15 protein-coding genes and 2 pseudogenes are annotated in these 17,728 nt (G+C 47.5%); 12 read left to right on the forward strand and 5 right to left on the reverse strand.

The features are described 5' to 3' along the window. Positions 1-5: 5 nt before the first annotated feature. Both E7747_RS17065 and E7747_RS17070 read right to left on the reverse strand, forming a co-directional pair. Entirely contained in the window at positions 6-530 is a 525-nt protein-coding gene (locus E7747_RS17065; protein ID WP_228449176.1) for a S1 RNA-binding domain-containing protein, read from the reverse strand. A 38-nt stretch (positions 531-568) separates the two neighbouring features. Continuing rightward, positions 569-844: a S1-like domain-containing RNA-binding protein gene (locus E7747_RS17070; protein WP_228449177.1), complete on the reverse strand. Its 276-nt coding sequence runs from the start codon at positions 842-844 to the stop codon at positions 569-571. 208 nt (positions 845-1,052) lie between these two features. On the opposite strand from E7747_RS17070, the gene rsmG reads away from it, so the two are divergent. From rsmG to E7747_RS13710, 4 genes are all read left to right on the forward strand, one after another. Next, complete coding sequence (rsmG, locus tag E7747_RS13695) at positions 1,053-1,673, forward strand: 16S rRNA (guanine(527)-N(7))-methyltransferase RsmG (protein ID WP_136416568.1); 621 nt, start codon at positions 1,053-1,055, stop codon at positions 1,671-1,673. Continuing rightward, on the forward strand, positions 1,670-2,311 hold the full coding sequence (locus E7747_RS13700) for an MBL fold metallo-hydrolase (protein WP_123614433.1): 642 nt from the start codon (positions 1,670-1,672) through the stop codon (positions 2,309-2,311). The genes rsmG and E7747_RS13700 overlap by 4 nt, the downstream gene beginning before the upstream one ends. A gap of 126 nt (positions 2,312-2,437) precedes the next feature. Next, positions 2,438-4,333, forward strand: coding sequence for a biotin/lipoyl-containing protein (locus E7747_RS13705; RefSeq protein ID WP_136416570.1), 1,896 nt, complete (start codon positions 2,438-2,440; stop codon positions 4,331-4,333). A 120-nt stretch (positions 4,334-4,453) separates the two neighbouring features. Further along, positions 4,454-5,062, forward strand: coding sequence for a porin family protein (locus E7747_RS13710; protein ID WP_168185353.1), 609 nt, complete (start codon positions 4,454-4,456; stop codon positions 5,060-5,062). Positions 5,063-5,288: 226 nt separating this feature from the next. On the opposite strand, the gene rpmH is transcribed toward E7747_RS13710, so the two are convergent. Together rpmH and E7747_RS13720 are read right to left on the reverse strand one after the other, a co-directional pair. After that, positions 5,289-5,444, reverse strand: coding sequence for a 50S ribosomal protein L34 (rpmH, locus tag E7747_RS13715; protein WP_107031019.1), 156 nt, complete (start codon positions 5,442-5,444; stop codon positions 5,289-5,291). A 103-nt stretch (positions 5,445-5,547) separates the two neighbouring features. After that, positions 5,548-6,051, reverse strand: coding sequence for a flavodoxin (locus E7747_RS13720; RefSeq protein WP_123614436.1), 504 nt, complete (start codon positions 6,049-6,051; stop codon positions 5,548-5,550). Positions 6,052-6,372: 321 nt separating this feature from the next. Between E7747_RS13720 and E7747_RS13725 the strand changes: the two genes are divergently transcribed. The 6 genes and pseudogenes from E7747_RS13725 to E7747_RS13745 all read left to right on the forward strand — a co-directional run bounded on the left by E7747_RS13725 (position 6,373) and on the right by E7747_RS13745 (position 15,454). After that, the gene (locus E7747_RS13725) at positions 6,373-9,972 is read left to right on the forward strand and encodes a rhamnogalacturonan lyase family protein (protein ID WP_136416572.1); all 3,600 of its coding nucleotides are present in this window, start codon (positions 6,373-6,375) and stop codon (positions 9,970-9,972) included. Positions 9,973-10,455: 483 nt separating this feature from the next. Then, positions 10,456-10,908 (forward strand): annotated as a pseudogene (locus tag E7747_RS17075) (DNA translocase FtsK 4TM domain-containing protein); the annotation flags it as partial. Between the two features lie 669 nt (positions 10,909-11,577). Further along, positions 11,578-13,085, forward strand: a pseudogene (locus E7747_RS16800) (DNA translocase FtsK); the annotation flags it as partial. 29 nt (positions 13,086-13,114) lie between these two features. Next, a complete protein-coding gene (locus tag E7747_RS13735; RefSeq protein WP_136416573.1) occupies positions 13,115-13,741 on the forward strand; it encodes a LolA-like putative outer membrane lipoprotein chaperone in 627 nt (208 codons plus the stop codon). 148 nt (positions 13,742-13,889) lie between these two features. Further along, complete coding sequence (gene trxB / locus E7747_RS13740; RefSeq protein ID WP_123614440.1) at positions 13,890-14,834, forward strand: thioredoxin-disulfide reductase; 945 nt, start codon at positions 13,890-13,892, stop codon at positions 14,832-14,834. A gap of 83 nt (positions 14,835-14,917) precedes the next feature. Further along, the gene (locus tag E7747_RS13745; RefSeq protein ID WP_136416575.1) at positions 14,918-15,454 is read left to right on the forward strand and encodes a GNAT family N-acetyltransferase; all 537 of its coding nucleotides are present in this window, start codon (positions 14,918-14,920) and stop codon (positions 15,452-15,454) included. A 92-nt stretch (positions 15,455-15,546) separates the two neighbouring features. On the opposite strand, the gene recR is transcribed toward E7747_RS13745, so the two are convergent. Then, entirely contained in the window at positions 15,547-16,173 is a 627-nt protein-coding gene (recR, locus tag E7747_RS13750) for a recombination mediator RecR (RefSeq protein WP_123614442.1), read from the reverse strand. Between the two features lie 266 nt (positions 16,174-16,439). Here recR and panC point away from each other — a divergent pair, with 266 nt between their 5' ends. Both panC and panD read left to right on the forward strand, forming a co-directional pair. Further along, positions 16,440-17,288, forward strand: a complete 849-nt coding sequence (panC, locus tag E7747_RS13755; protein WP_123614443.1) for a pantoate--beta-alanine ligase — start codon at positions 16,440-16,442, stop codon at positions 17,286-17,288. Further along, the gene (gene panD, locus E7747_RS13760; protein ID WP_123614444.1) at positions 17,285-17,641 is read left to right on the forward strand and encodes an aspartate 1-decarboxylase; all 357 of its coding nucleotides are present in this window, start codon (positions 17,285-17,287) and stop codon (positions 17,639-17,641) included. Before panC ends, panD begins: the two co-directional genes overlap by 4 nt. Positions 17,642-17,728 lie beyond the last annotated feature (87 nt).

The raw sequence follows: 17,728 nt of genomic DNA on the forward strand, positions 1-17,728 counted from the left end.
TTCGCTTATACGACAAGACGGATTCCACCGTCTGTTATGAGAATTTTACGCTGACGGTAGAGATGACCGATGGCTTTCTTAAAATCTTTCTTCGAACACTGAAATGTGGCACGTATAGTTTCAGGTGATGCCGAATCTGAAATCGGCAAAAAACACTCCGGCTGATCTTCAAGACGCCTGACAATCTTATCCATAAGCGCATCGACCCGGCCGTCATCACCTCCACTAAGTACGAGATCTATCTTGCCATCGTCCCTGACCTGTTTGACATATGCCGGAATCACTTTCCCGATTTCAAGCGGAGCATAGAGTTCATTCTCATAGACCATTCCATGAAAAAGGTTATTGACTATAGCCTTATAGCCCAGCTCCGTACGCTTGTAAACGAGCGCCTCCACTTTTTCGCCAAGCCTATAGTGCGGGAAACGATTCCCAATAAACTTCTCTATTTTAGCAGATGCCACCACGCGCTGCGAAGCATTGTCGAGATAGACATAAACAAGCACCACCATGCCTCTGGTGAGTTTCATTTTCTGCTCACTATAAGGCACGAGCAGTTCTTTGCCAATCAATCCCAGTCGAGGAACGCCCCCGTATTGTTGACCTGCGTCACCTGAAGATAGGCGAACTCTCCGACTTCGGCAAAAGGACGTTCGGTTGTTGCAACAGGCCGATCCTCAGAATCCTTATAGACAAAGACCTCCATTTCATCCCCCGGCTGAAGGGGCATAGATATGTAACGAGCCGGCAGAAGGACTTCATTTCCGTCTCTGTCAGCCAGATATGCGCCGAAATCAACATTGCGCGCAACCTGAAGAGAATTGTATTTTCCGATTTTTAGCATCGTATCTTATATAAAAAGGGCGAATTTATATATTTTTTTTTGGCAAATTTAACAAATATCTCACAAATTACCTATAATTTTGCAGCTGCACAGCAACCGGAAGGATTATTCCCGGAGGCAATTGAGCAAAACATAGTCGTCATGTAATATCTAAACATCCGACCATGTATCTTTGTTAATTTTATCTATCCTAACGGCCAAATAATTCATGGACGAAATACTGAAATATTTTCCCGACCTCTCCTCCGAGCAGATTGAACGATTCAAAGCCCTCGGCCATCTATATCCCGAATGGAACGACAAAATCAATGTTATTTCACGAAAAGACATTGACAATCTCTACAGCCACCACATACTTCACTCGCTTGCGATAGCCAAATTCGTAACTCCTGTCGACGGGACACAGATGATTGACCTTGGTACAGGCGGAGGCTTTCCCGGCATTCCTCTTGCAATATTCTGGCCCGGGTGCAAATTTCATCTCATAGACCGCATAGGAAAGAAAATAAAAGTAGCGGCAGCAATAGCCGACGCGCTTGGGCTTGACAATGTGACTTTTCAGCACGGCGACATGGGCGAATGCAAACTGAAAGCCGACTATGTTATATCCCGCGCTGTAATGCAGCTCGACGAGCTCGTCAAAATCTCTGTCCGCAACATATCACAGCAAGGCCGCAACAAATTACCCAACGGCCTTATATGCCTAAAGGGCGGGGAACTGTCAAGCGAACTCGGGCGCGTAAAACGCCCGCTGATTGATGTACCCCTAAGTGATTATTTCACGGAAGAATATTTCAAAACCAAAGACTTAATTTATGTAAAGCTATGAAAGTAAGCAGATTTGTATTCAACATGTTCGGGGTAAATACCTATGTCGTATGGGATCCCGAATCCTTAGAGGCCGCCATCATTGATCCGGGAATGATTGATGAAAGAGAGCGCAATGCACTCGACGGATTCATCGAAAGCAGAGGGCTTAAAGCCACACAACTCATCAACACGCATTCTCATCTTGATCATATTTTCGGCAATACATATATAAAAGAGAAATACGGGCTTGAAATCAAGGCCCATCCGGCCGATGCCTTTCTGGCAAATACGCTGCCGGAACAATCAGCCCTTTTCGGACTCCGAATGTCACTTACGCCACAAGGCATCGATGTAGAGCTTCATGACGGCGATACCCTATTCCTCGGGAAAGAGCGTATGGAAGTGCTCGGTGTTCCGGGGCATTCTCCGGGTGGAATAGCCCTTTATTGCCCTGAGTCCAATTTCGTCATCACCGGCGACACTCTTTTCCCCGGATCTATGGGGCGGACAGATCTTCCAAAAGGAGATTATGCCACTCTTGCAGATGCAATCAGACGCAAATTGCTGACACTCCCGGACTCGACAGTAGTATTATCAGGCCACGGTGGAGAAACGACAATAGGCAACGAGAAAAAATCGAATCCATTCCTAAAATAATTAAGGAAATTTTTCTTTAATTAAACAAAATCATTTATATTTGCGAACGAAACGACAGCCTGAAGGCCAACCTGACCATCCCGTCTGCCGACAAAATTCCACAATAACGTAAATTGTCACATTGCTATGACACGACCAAAACTCAAAATCCGCGACCTTACGTTGCGCGACGGACAGCAGTCACTCTTTGCAACCAGAATGAATCAGGAGACTATCAACAAGCTTCTCCCCTTCTATGAAGATGCGAACTTCTACATCATGGAAGTCTGGGGCGGAGCTGTCCCCGACTCCGTGATGCGTTATCTTGACGAATCCCCGTGGAATCGCCTGCGCACCTTCTCAAAAGCAATGGATTCGAAGAGCGAGCATCCAAAGGCTCTTCTTTCAGCACTTTCGCGCGGCCGCAACCTGTTCGGCTACGTGCCTTATCCCGATTCGGTTCTCGAAGGATTTTACAAAGAGGCAATAGCCAACGGACTAAATGTGATGCGCATATTTGACGCACTAAACGACATAGACAATGTAAAGGAATCCATCAAGCTTATCAATCGCCTTGGAGGTATCGCAGATGGCGCAGTATGCTATACTGTCGATCCAAAACAGGAAGCACCGGCAGAAGAAGGCGGTTTCTTCGGCAAACTCAAATCGATGTTCTCAGGGAAACCAGCGCCTGAAAAGATTTTCACAGACGAATATTTCGTCGACAAGGCACGCCAGATGGAAGCCCTCGGCGCAAAGATAATAACCCTCAAAGACATGGCCGGTCTTGTCAACCCAAGCAGAGCCGCTTCAATCATATCGGCTCTCAAACGCGAAGTGAAAGTACCTGTGGACTTCCACACCCACTGCACCCCCGGCTATGGACTCGCATCCTCATTAATGGCCATTATCAACGGTGTCGACATTCTTGACACAAACATCTGGTGGTTCGGCGGAGGTTCTGCCGCACCAGCCATAGAGCTGATATGGATTTTCTGCCAACGCATGGGCGTAGAGGTTGAAGTCAATATGGAAGCCGTCGGACGCATACGCAATGAACTTCTTGACGCACGAAAGAACCTCGCACAATTCGATCTGCACAAAGACGACATGCAGCGTCCGTTCGATCCGCTCAAGGATCAGCTGCCGCCAGAAATACTTGCCCTTTTCGACAGCGCAATTGATTTTGCAAAAGCAGGCGACGAAATTGCCCTTCTGGACGCATGCCACAAAATTGAAGCCTATTTCGGATTCCCGAAGCCAAACGAGCTTGTCAAAACCGCAGAAGTCCCAGGTGGAATGTACTCCAACATGGTGGCACAGCTCCGCGAGCTTAAAAGTGAAGATCTCCTTGAGGATGCAATGCGGCTCATTCCGATGGTACGCCGCGACGCAGGCTTGATTCCTCTTGTAACACCGACAAGCCAGATTGTAGGAAATCAGGCTGTCCTTGTCGCACTTGACCGCAAAAACGGCAAGCCTGACTACACAAACAAGTCAAACCAGTTCATTTCTCTTGTCAAAGGAGAATACGGACATACACCTGTAGCAATCGATCCTGCTTTCCGTGAAAAAATAACCGGCAGCCCTGAAGAATGCCCTTATGATGTCAGCAAATACTCCAAGCCAGAAAATCCCACTCTTCCCGAGCTTGGCGGCAAACAACTTGCTTCAAACAAAGAAGAATATCTGTTGCTTGAACTTCTTCCTGCTGTAGCAAAGGGCTTCCTACGTCGTCGCCGCGAGGAGGAATTCAAGGCCGAAGAAGCGACAAAAGCTCCTGTAGAAATCAAAGAAGAGACTATCGTCGAGTCAGATCCAATCACAGGCCCTGTCATTTCCGCTCCGATGTGTGGACGCATAGTTGACATAAAGGTTAAACCGGGACAAAAGGTCAAAAAGGGCGACACGGTGCTTGTTTACGAAGCCATGAAAATGGAAAATGACATCGAATCAGATATTGAAGGCATCGTGAAACGTGTGCTTGTCAATCTTGACGAACAAGTCGGCAATGATGTTCCACTGATAGAATTTGAAGACTAACCGACCGTCAGTCAAACGACATATTGAACTAATCTCGCCCGTATGCGTGACATTTCCGCCACGCATACGGGTGAATGTTGTAATTATTTTTTAACTATCACTATTAATTATTTTTATTTTATGAAAACAATCAAAGCATTGATGCTTACACTCCTGATGATTGTCGGAGCGTCAACACTCCCCGCTCACGCTCAGTTTAAATTCGGACCGAAAGTCGGTCTTACAGTAAATGACATGCACTTTAACAAAAGCGTTGTTGACGCAGACAATCAAACAGGATGGACTGCAGGTGTCATGGGCGAATTCACAGTGCCTGTAGTCGGCATCGCAGCCGATATCTCGGCAATGTATGTCCGCCGCAACACAAAATTCCTCCGAGAAAACGAGCTTTCAAAAGACAACCGCGACTATATCGAGATTCCCTTGAATCTCAAATATAAATTTTCGCTTCCTATCGTGAGCAAGGTGCTAATACCCTATCTCGGTGTCGGTCCGAGCGTATCGTTCCTCACAAGCCGCCGCAACATTTCTGAAGCCTATAAGAATAAGTCTGTCGACTGGGCTCTGAACTTTGGCTTCGGTGTGCAGCTCTTAAGCCATATCGATCTTAATGCCCGCTATGGACTTGGCCTGACAAAAGCTGTGAAAACTTTTTCAGACTTAGAGAATAATGCCGGAATCGAGGGCAAGAACCGTTATTGGACCATCTCTCTCGCATATCTTTTCTGATAACCCGAACATATCAATAAAAAATATCGGAGTCAGCCGATTGAATCGGCTGACTCCGATATTTTTTATACTAAAGACAGACATCAATCAGCAAATAATAAAATCATATAAACGAGACTATTCGCCGCGTCATCAATCTATCGGCATAATATGAATAACTATTAACCAATCAAGCCCGACAGAAATTCTGCCGGGCTAAAAATCTTTCGATTTAAGAAAGAGATAATTACTTACCTGCGATTGAATCTGAAACGGTCAGACGAGCGCGGCCTTTAGCGCGACGACGAGCGAGGACCTTACGACCATCGGGGGTAGACATACGTGCACGGAATCCGTGCTTGTTAACTCTCTTTCTGTTAGAAGGTTGAAATGTTCTTTTCATTGCCGTATATGTTTATTTTTTCGTTATTCCACATTTTGAGGTGCAAATTTATGAATTAATTTTTATACGGTCAAATATTTTTCACATTTTATAACACAATTCTTTAAACAATTTCCTCTTTTATGACATCGCACCATTTTTTTACACGGTCGGACGTCATTTCCGGATGATTCACATTATCTATGCAAAGTCCGACTATCAGACCATGCACATTACTGTCAGAATGCTGATAATTATAACCATCATTGTTAAATGGAGCGATAAACATAGCATGCGTGTCATGCAGCCGATGATAAATCTCCCCTACCGAATTACAGAACGTGTCTGACATCGACTCGTCACCGCAACCGAATATTGCGACTTCTTTGTTTTCGAGATCCAACGCCTGCAACCCGTCAATAAATGTAGCCATGTCTTCCTGAAGGTCACCGGCTCCCCATGTGCTCGCACCAAGAATCACCATGTCATAGCCAGCGACAGACGATGGAGAGACCGATGCAACGTCATGGACATCCTCTGGCTTTACATCCAGACACTTCGCTATTTCCTGAGCGACTTCAAGAGTTGTTCCGGTGGTGGAACCATAGAATATGCCTATTTTTTTCATACAGATATCAAGTAGATTTAATTAAGTTGTTATTTCAATGAATATGAATTGGATTGTCTATGATTTCTCATATGTTTGTATAAGATTAACATTTGTCATCAATTTAGGTTCGTTCATATAAACTGATTTGTATTTTTGCTCAAAATTCATTACTTTTGTAACATAATACCATCACGTTTTATGCATAAAATACCGCATGAAATACAACAAGTCAGTCACTACCAGTCGTGATTGGACACGAAGATTCCGATACAAACAGTTCAACTATAAATCAACCAATTCCACTTTAAATTTAGCATGAAAAAAACTTTTATTTCTTGCATGGCCTTACTGGGATCGCTGACATTATCAGCCCAGTACTCCCATCAGATTCAAGCTGAGAAACTTGACAGAGGAGTAGTAGCCGTCAAGACTGATGGAGGTGTTTTCGTTTCATGGCGTTCCCTCGTTAGCGACGACAAAGACATGACATTCGATGTTTATCGCGACGGAGTGAAGATCAACGATGCCCCAATAAAGAACAAAACCAACATCACCGATGCAGAAGGGACAGCGGCATCAAAATATACAATAAAGTCGCTGCTCAACGATCAGATTTCGGAAACTTCATCGGAAATTACCGTATGGGAAACCCCATATCGCAAAGTGCATCTAAACCGGCCGGAAGGTGGGAAATCGCCTGCTGGCGGAACTCACGAACAACGCGATTACACATACACACCAGACGACGTATCGGTCGGTGATGTGGATGGCGATGGCGAATGGGAACTTATTGTCAAATGGCATCCGACAAATGCAGCAGACAATTCCTTCTACCGTTATACAGGCAATACCATAATCGATTGCTACAAACTTGACGGCACGCAATTATGGCGAATTGACCTTGGTCAGAACATCCGTTCAGGCAACCATTATACCCAATTCATGGTCTATGACTTCGACGGAGACGGATGCGCGGAAATGATTTGCAAAACCGCTCCCGGCACAATCGACGGCAAAGGCACAGCCGTGCTTATGGGAGAAGACAAGGCCGATGCAGATTATCGAAATTCGACAGGCCACATTCTCACAGGCCCTGAATACCTGACTGTATTTTCCGGAAAGACGGGCGAAGCAATACACACCATCGCATACAACCCGCCTCGTAATATACATCCATTTGACAAAACGACAAACGGCTGGGGCGATTCATACGGCGGCCGTTCAGAGCGCTATCTTGCAGGTGTAGCCTATCTTGACGGGAAGAAACCAAGCGCGGTTTTCTGTCGTGGATACTACACTCATGCATATCTGTGGGCTGTCGATTTCGATGGCAAGGAACTCAAGGAACGATGGCTCCATGCGTCAACCGAGAAAGGCAAAGGCGCATACGGTGAAGGCGCTCACTCTCTGACAATCGGCGACGTTGACGGCGACGGCTTTGATGAAATAGTCTACGGAGCTGCATGTGTCGATCATGACGGATCGCTCCTCTATCGGACTGGAGCCGGTCACGGCGATGCGCTTCATCTCACCCACATGCTTCCTGACCGTGAAGGACTGCAAGTATTCATGCCGCACGAAGAGACCTCAAGCAGCTATAAATATGATACGGAGCTACGCGATGCGAAGACTGGTGAGATATTGTTCTTCGAGCCACAGTCAGGCAAAGATATCGGACGTGGGCTTGCGGCAAACATTTCGTCAAAATATCGCGGCTACGAGTACTGGTCTTCTACAAACAAGGTGTTCAGCAACGGACAAGAACTTTCGGCAAAACGTCCGTCGGTAAACTTCCGCGTTTATTGGGACGGAGATCTTCTCGATGAGCTTCTCGACGGAACAACAGTCAGCAAGCCGAACGATGCAATCACAAAAATAAACACCCTTGTCAACTTCAGCCAGTATTCCAACGCTGCATCATGCAACTCGACCAAGGCGACTCCTAACCTTCAGGCAGACCTTTTCGGTGACTGGCGCGAGGAAATAATACTCCACGACAGCTCTACCGAGTCCGACCTGCTGATATTCACCACTACTATTCCGACAGACTACAAAGTCCCGACTCTTATGCAGGACCGCCAATATAGAGTGGCAGTAGCATGGCAAAACGTGGCATACAACCAGCCTCCCCACCTCAGCTACAACCTTGAAGAAGCATTCAACACTCATGGAGCTCTTTCAATCATATCAGGCTCGCTAAGTCAGGTCATCTATGCCGGTGACCCTATCCAGCCTATCCAGTTCAAGGTTGTACGTGCAACAGGAGTGGAAATCAAGGGACTGCCCGAAGGTTTAGGCTACGACTTCGATCCGGCCACCTTAACCGGCACAATAAGCGGAACTCCTACGGCCGTGGGCGAGTATTCTTTCACCATCTCCACCACAGGTGCAGCAGAGGATACTAACGCAACTCTTGAAGGCTCAATCAATGTGCGCCAGAACACGTCGATTGAACTTGTCGCCTATTATCCTTTCGATAAAATCGGAGAAACAACACCTAACCTTATCGGAGGAGAAGCGATATTTAACGGCAAAACCGGCGAAGCTGCAGAAGGAAAGAAAGGAAGCGCACTCAGCCTGGATGGATCTAACAGATATGTACAAGATGATTACGAACTTATCGATTTCGGAGACAAGTCGTTCACCATTGAGCTTTGGATGAACTCTACGTCCGACAAGAACTGCTATCTCCTTAATAAAGGCGTAATCTCCCCGTCAAACGGTTCCGGCAACTGGTATGGCATTGAATACAAAGACAACAAAGGCACTAAGGAACTCCGTTTTGCCATTGACGACAATGTGACCAAGAAACAGATTGAAGTCACCGGAGCAGAGAAATATTTCGACGGACAGTGGCATCACATCGTCGTGTCGCGCGATGTTGTCGCAAAACACCTGTTCATGTATGTCGACGGTGAACTTGTTGCCGAAGGTGACGACCCGACCACAAGCATTTCCTCTCCCGGCGAACCTCTCGTCATCGGAGACGTGACTGCTTTCGACAATTCATACATCGGTCTTATTGACGAGCTCTCAATATACCGTGGAGTAATGAGCGCCAGCAAGGTCAAGGAACACAACGAAGCCACAGGCGAAGAATACATTGCATATTTCCCGATGGATGAAATCGGAGAGACGACTCCAAATCTTGCGTATGGCGAAGCAACCGTCAACAGCGGATCGGCTATTTCAGTCGATGGACTAAAAGCAGGCGCAATCCAGTTTGACAATAGCTATTACCTGACACAGCCGATATATGATGCAATAAATGTCGGTGAGAACGATTTCTCAATCGAAATGTGGGCTCGCTCTACAGATGAAGACGGCTATCTCCTCTGTATTGGCACACACAACACCACGAATGTTCCCGGAGGGACAGGTAACTGGATCGGGCTCGAACGCAAGAACGGATATCTTTGCTTCTCGATTGACGACAATAACAAAAAAACAGACTGCAAGCTTGAGGACGCATCGGAAATTTTCGATGGCAAATGGCATCATATCGCATGTGTGCGCAGTGTGGCCGACAAGACCATGAAGCTTTATGTTGACGGCAAGGAGATTGCAAGCGCCAACAGTGTGGCAACCGGCGCAATAAAATTCTCCGAGACAGAACTGTTGTTTATCGGAGGTGACGACGAATCAGGCAACCGTACATTTGCCGGAGACATTGATGAGCTCATCATCTATCCGAAGGCGCTTTCGGCAGCCGATGTAGAAGCACACTACATGCTCCTCCGCCTTTCTGAAATTGAAGATATAATCTCTGAATCGGCCAATGCCCGCTATACGGTCGTTGATGCGTTCAGCGGACGTATCATCCGTACAGCAGTAGGTGTCGACCGTGAAGATATTATCGATAACCTCCGGCAGGGAATCTATATCCTCGTTGTGGAAGACGGCACTACTGTGCGCAACTACAAGTTTATTAAACGTTAAATCACACACTGATTAATCCTAAAAAGCCCGCATCCTGTTTTTCAGGGTGCGGGCTTTTTTGAATGAAGAAAGTTTGTTCATTGAAATCACCGAAGTGTTATTTTTAAGTGACGATTTTTGCACTGAGATTTTTTTTCTGAAATAAAAATTGTAATTTTGTTTTCCATTTTTCATCTGAAAAGGCACACTTCATTTACAGCTATGCCATCACAATATTCCCCTATAGACGAATCATCGTATACCGATACCACATTTGACCCCGAAGCCATGCTTAACGGAGTCAGTTCACAATATGCGCCTGATTCCACAGCAAATCAAGGCAGATTGCCTGAAGAACCGGCAGCCGGGCCGGGCTACCAAAGAGCCACGGCTTCAGAAGCCGCGCCAAAAACTGCTTCGGTAAAGAGCTCTCACAGTAAAAGGAGGAAATCACCATCAGCTTTTGCAAGAACGCTACGGCTGATCGGTGACTCACGCACAGTGATGTTTCTCGGAATAGTATTCGTAATCGCGGCTGGCTATTCACTTATAGTAGCGCTGTCATATTTTTCACATATCGGCAACGATCAAAGCGCCTTGCTCAACGGAGACTTCGATCCTGACATGATAAAAAATGCAGGCGGACCGTTAGGCGCGTGGCTGGCACATACACTGATATACAAATGGCTCGGGATTGGCTCGTTCATTCTCATCTATTATATAGCAATGTGTGGCATATCAATGCTCAAAGTATACCGCCCCCCGTTCTGGTCTTTGACATTGCGATGCCTTCTGACAGCAGTCGCTTTATCCGTGATTTGCGGATTTGCCACATATAAATTGTCATCTCCTATCTATTGGGGAGGTCAACACGGGCATCTGCTTAACGAAAAGCTCATGATATTCACCGGTTTCTGGGGTGCACTCGGCCTAAGTCTGATAATGGGTGGCCTTGTTGTCATACTCTACCTGAAAGAGTTAAGACACATAACCGACTATATCTCTGAAGGAATCCGAACTTATCGTGCTCGACAGGCTGAAAGACGCGCAGAACGCGAGCGCATACGTGAAGCAGAAGAAGCAGAGCGTCGCGAACGTGAAGCTCAGGAAGAAGCTATAAGAGCTGCCGAAGCCGCCCGCATAGCAGAAGAAGAGCGGATAGAGGCCGAAAAAGCGGAGATGCAACGCCTACAAGACCTCAAAGACTCAGCAGCCCCATTGTATCCACAAGCGCCCCAGCAACCACTTTATGGCGTGGCAACGCCTGTCCCCAAACAGGCCGTGGCAAAGGCTGTCGCAAAGCCTACGGAAACAGAAAGCCTTTTCTCTAAGCCGGATGATGAAACAAAAGAAACATCCGCATCCACCCCCGCCCCATCGCAAAGCGACTCTGCTCCGGAAGTTCCGACAGTAGTTGGAGAATTTAACGAGACTGTAGTAATGGACGATGACAACACTGTTGACGAAGCCGGACAATCCGACACTGAGAACACAGTGAAAACTGAATCCAGCACTCTTTCACCACTCTTTGTCAATAAGAACGAAGATGAGGAGGAGGACAAGGAAGAATATGCCGATATGCCTCTTTTTGCAACAGACAAAACGGTCAAAGCCCAACGGGAAGTCGCCGATATGGCTCCTTTTGATCCCCGTGCCGATCTTTCACACTATAAATTCCCATCTATTGAATTCCTGCGCCCGTCCAGCAATTCAGGCGTGAGTGTTGACGCGCAGGAGATGGAAGAGAATAAAATCCGCATCACCGACACACTCAACCACTACGGTATCCCGATTTCAAAAATTGAAGCTACAGTCGGCCCGACTGTCACGCTTTATGAAATCATACCGGCCGAGGGTGTGCGCATCGCTAAAATCAAGCGCCTTGAAGACGATATCGCTCTCAGTCTTGCAGCGCTGGGAATCCGAATTATCGCGCCTATTCCGGGAAAGGCACTATAGGCATCGAAGTTCCTAACAAAGACCCACAGATCGTGTCAATGCGTTCGATAATTGAATCGCCGACATTTGCCAACAGCCACATGGATCTTCCGATGGCAATGGGCCGCACTATCAGCAATGAGGTTTTCATGGCCGATCTCTGTAAGATGCCACACCTGCTTGTCGCTGGTGCGACAGGTATGGGTAAATCCGTAGGACTTAATGCAATAATCGCCTCATTGCTCTACAAGAAGCACCCTGCGGAATTAAAATTCGTGCTCATTGACCCGAAAATGGTAGAATTCAGCCTCTATGCACGTCTTGAGCGCCACTATCTTGCCAAACTTCCGGAAGAAGAGGAAGCAATCATCACTGATCCGATGAAAGTGGTTGCAACCCTCAACTCTCTTTGTGTCGAGATGGACAACCGCTATGCGTTGCTCAAAGAAGCCTCTATGCGCAACATCAAGGAGTATAACGACAAGTTCATCCATCGCCATCTCAACCCGGAGAAAGGCCATCGTTTTCTCCCCTACATCGTGGTGATAGTCGATGAGTTTGCCGACCTCATAATGACCGCAGGCAAAGAAGTCGAAACTCCTATCGCCCGTATAGCACAAAAGGCTCGTGCTGTTGGCATACACATGATTCTTGCCACCCAGCGCCCCTCGACAAATGTCATCACCGGTGTCATCAAAGCTAACTTTCCCGGACGTATAGCATTCCGCGTTTTCCAGATGGTTGACTCACGTACAATCATCGACCGTCCCGGAGCAAATCAGCTGATAGGCCGCGGCGACATGCTTTTCAGTAACAACGGAAAACTTGACCGTGTACAGTGTGCATTCATCGATACGCCTGAAGTAAGCGCCATTTGCGACAGCATCAATGAACAGGTCGGTTATCCCTCGGCCTACGAGCTGCCTGAATATGTCGCTGAGGCAGGAGATGCGGGCAAACTCGCTTCCGTCGGTGACCGTGACCCGCTCTTTGACGAATGCGCGCGCCTTGTCGTCACAACCGACACGGCATCGACATCATCGTTACAGCGCCGTTACTCAATCGGTTATAACCGTGCTGGCAAAATAATGGACCAGATGGAAGCCGCCGGTATCGTAGGCCCCTCTCAGGGTGGTAAACCGCGTCAGGTTCTTGTCGACCCGATGACACTTGAACGGATTCTTGAAAACAACTGATAACCAGACAAAAATCCAATCAACCACAAATGAACATGATAATCCGCAAACGTCTATTTTCTTTGCTGGCAATGCTTGTCGTAATGATTCTGACATGCAATGCGGCTGAAACCGCGACCTCTATACTCGACAAGGCCGCCGAGAAAGTAAAGATGTCGAAATCTCTTAACGCCTCATATACCATCACGGCTGACGGACATAAGCAAAACGGCACTCTCACAATATCCGGCGACCGCTTCACGATATCTTCGCCACAAATTTCATCTTGGTATGACGGGAAGACACAGTGGACATATTCCACGCAGACAGGAGAGGTGAACATCACAGAGCCTACTCCTGAAGAACTTCAGCAAGTCAATCCGTTTGCCATCATCAATTCTTTCCGTAAGCTTTATAAGGCTACTTTACTTAAATCTCCATCGACGGAGAAAAGAATAAAGCTTACAGCATTGAAACAGAAAAACGACATAAAGAATGTGGTTCTTACTCTGTCGGCTTCGACACTCTACCCTACTTCAATAGAACTGACACTGAGCAACCGCCGCGTCGTGACAATCAACATCAAGTCTGTTTCTACCGGCAATGCGCTTCCTGTCTCCGATTTCCGATTCGATTCAAAGAAATATCAGGGGATTCCTGTTGTCGATCTCCGATGATATCCACTAAAAACGGAACTGAAATGTTAACTTTTCGAAAATAGAAAGACAAGCCGATGTTCCGAAGCGTTATATGAACGTGTTTTATGTCAAAACCTCTAAATCATATTTTAATATAACAATACCTAAGCAAAAGCATTAAAGAATTATGGCTGAAATCAAAACCCGCTGCCTAATTATCGGCTCAGGCCCTGCAGGCTATACAGCAGCTATCTACGCATCGCGTGCAAACATATCACCGCTCGTCATCGAAGGCATGCAGCCCGGCGGACAACTCACTATCACCACTGAAGTAGAAAATTTCCCCGGACAGCCTAACGGCATCACCGGACCTCAACTGATGGAAGACATCAGGACTCAGGCGTTGAAATTCGGAGCAGACATACGCACCGGCCTCGTGACCGAAGTAGACTTCTCGACCCGTCCGTTCAAGGCAAAGACAAACAACGGACTTGAGATTGAAGCAAACACTGTCATTATATCTACTGGAGCGTCGGCACGTTATCTCGGACTTCCTGACGAACAGAAGTACTCAGGTCTCGGAGTATCGGCCTGTGCGACATGTGACGGATTTTTCTACCGCAAAAAGCGCGTGGCTGTGGTCGGAGGAGGTGACACAGCATGCGAGGAAGCGCTCTATCTCAGCAACCTTGCATCGGATGTGTTCCTCATCGTGCGCAAGCCTCATCTGCGCGCGTCAAAAGTGATGCAGGAAAGAGTGTTGAACAAGAGCAACATAAAGGTTCTTTTTAACACGAACACCACAGGACTTTATGGCGAAGAGTATCTTGAAGGCGCACATCTCGTGGAGAACGTGGGCACAAGCAACGAGCAGCACTACGACCTCGCTCTTGACGGCTTCTTCCTTGCCATAGGACACAATCCGAACACCGAAGTGTTCCGCCAATACATTGACTGCGATGCGGCTGGTTACATAAAAGTCAAAGGCTCAGGCACGCAGACTAACGTTCCCGGAGTATTCGCTGCCGGCGATGTCGCCGATCCGACCTACCGTCAAGCAATCTGCGCTGCAGGAATGGGGTGCAAAGCTGCCCTTGATGCCGAACGCTTCCTTAACGAAGAAGGTCTATAACCAAGATTTCATATAAATGTCCCGTAAGCGCGCATTTTTGATACGCTTGCGGGACAATTTTATTAACCAGACATAAGCACTGTATGCTAAGCGACGGAATAATTTCTTTACGGGCATTAGAGCCTATCGATGTCGATACACTCTATCACTGGGAGAACGATCCCGGTCTATGGAGCGCCGGAGTGACACTTGCACCCTACTCCCAGAAACAATTATGGGACTATGTCAACAACTACGATGGAGACATTTTTAGCGCCAAGCAGCTCCGGCTTATGATTGACCTTCACCCTGATTGTGACAATCCTGACAGCCGGGTGACAATCGGGACGCTCGATCTGTTTGATTTCGACGCTGCTAATTCGCGCTGCGGGGTTGGAATACTGATTGCCGCGCCCTATCAGCGACAGGGCTACGGCCTGCGGGCACTTGAACTCACGTCGCGTTACTGTCGTGAAGTCTATTCGCTTCACCAGCTTCATTCTATCGTCAGTGCCGATAATACAGCCTCACGCGGATTATTCGAAAAGGCCGGATACAGTATAAGTGGCCGCCTACGCTCATGGCTCCGCCTCGCCAACAGATACACCGATGCCTACTTTTATCAGAAATTTTTACAATAGCCCAATGGCTAATTTTTTGAAAGCCAAAGAGCTTGTTTCTAATGGTCTATTGTAGCACATTTCATCCTGTCATTACGGCAGGATGAAAATGTTTAACGGCGGATGGAATCGGAAAATAGAGTGCGGTTCAAGAGCGAACGCCCGAGGGTTATCTCATCTGTATACTCAATTTCATTTCCGACTGAAACACCACGCGCAAGCTGTGTGATCCTGACATCACTAAACTCGGCAAGACGACGGAACAGATAGAAGTTAGTGGTTTCCCCCTCCATTGTGGCACTCAAAGCGAGAATTACTTCACGGATATCACCGGCAGCGACACGCTCGACAAGAGAATCGATTTCAAGCCTGTCAGGCCCAACTCCATCCATCGGTGAAATCACCCCACCGAGCACATGGTAAAGCCCCGCATATTGGCCGGTGTTCTCAAAGCTCATGACATCCTTGACACTCTCCACAACGCAGACCGTAGCGCGGTCTCGTCTGCCGTCGCCACAGATAGGACATACTTCTGTCTCGGATATATTGTGACAGACGGAGCAGTAACGTATGCCACGCCGCATGTTGATAATCGATTCCCCAAGCGCCACCCCCATTCCTTCATCCATGCGAAGTATGTGGAGTGCGAGCCTCAATGCTGTCTTCCGCCCTATGCCGGGCAACCGCGACAATTCAGTCACAGCGCCTTCAAGCAGTTTTGATGCAAATTCCTGTTGCATTTTTCTTTCACAAAAATTAAATCCAACATCAAAGTTACGCAAAATCCGGGACTTTTACGAGCTTTTTTAGTCTAACGGCCTATTTTTGTCAAAACCGGCGTCAATTGACCGCCCTATCGCTTCAATGGAGACCTGCAGTAATACTGCCTCTCGCATACATATTATATAATAAGCCTTACAGTGAAATCAATGGACTTTTTTATTTGTTTGTTGCGCAAATAATGTTTAATTTTGCACTCTGAAATTTCAGACATACCAGTAAAGAAATGGAAATAATTCGCACTGTAGCAGAATTAAAAGCCAAGCTCAACGCAGCCCGTGAAAACGGGAGTATCGGTCTCGTCCCTACAATGGGAGCGCTCCACGCAGGACACCTGTCGCTAATTGAACGCGCCCGTCGTGAGAACGACACCGTAGTGGTAAGCGTATTCGTCAACCCGACGCAGTTCAACAACCCAAACGACCTCGCAACCTACCCGCGCACAGAAGAAGCCGACACGGCAATGCTGTGCGAAGCTGGCGTTGACTATGCTTTCATACCCTCGGTTGAAGAAATCTATCCAGAACCCGACACGCGTCAATTCGCTCTCGGGTCTGTGGCAGAAGTGATGGAAGGCGCAATGCGTCCCGGACACTTCAACGGCGTAGCCCAGATTGTCAGCAAACTTTTTGACTTTACGCGCCCGACTCGCGCATATTTCGGAGAGAAAGACTTCCAGCAGATTGCCGTGATACGCAAAATGGTCGAACTTGAAGGATTTGACCTTGAAATTGTCGACTGTCCCATCAAACGTGAAGCCGACGGTCTTGCCATGAGCTCACGCAACGTACGTCTCACTCCCGAACAGCGCGCAATCGCCCCTGCTATCCACAAGGCACTCGAAGGCAGCCTCTCGTGGGCAGCCGATCATAGCGTAGAAGAGACAAAACGCTATGTCATTGATGAAATCAACTCTTTCCCACAGATGGAAGTCGAGTACTACGAAATCGTCGACGCACTGACCATGCAACCTGTCAGCGACTGGGCCGAAACCGACAGTGCCGTAGGGTGTGTAACAGTATTCTGCGGAGATGTCCGCCTGATTGACAACATAAAATATCCCAAAAGGAAATGACACTCGAACTACTCAAGTGCAAAATCCACCGAGTGACTGTCACTGAAGCCCGTCTGGACTATATCGGCAGCATCACCATTGACCAAGATCTCCTTGACGCAGCCGGAATCTTTCCCGGAGAACGCATCTATATAGTAGACAACAATAACGGCGAACGTTTTGACACCTATGTCATCCCCGGTGAAAGAGGCTCTGGCGTAATATGTCTCAACGGTGCTGCTGCCCGCAAAGTACAGGTGGGTGACGTGGTGATTCTGATGTGCTACGCACAGATGACACCCGAAGAAGCCAAGAACCACAAGCCCGTGGTGCTCTTCCCCGACACCCGCACCAACCGTCTTCTGCCGGAATAAACCCGGCACGACGGCCGAAGACTTGACGGCAGCCGGCATCCACGCCGACTACAAAATGTTATAAGCAAAAGTTTTTCTAACCCCTAT

This window comes from Duncaniella dubosii (assembly GCF_004803915.1).
GTDB classification, from domain to species: Bacteria; Bacteroidota; Bacteroidia; order Bacteroidales; family Muribaculaceae; genus Duncaniella; species Duncaniella dubosii.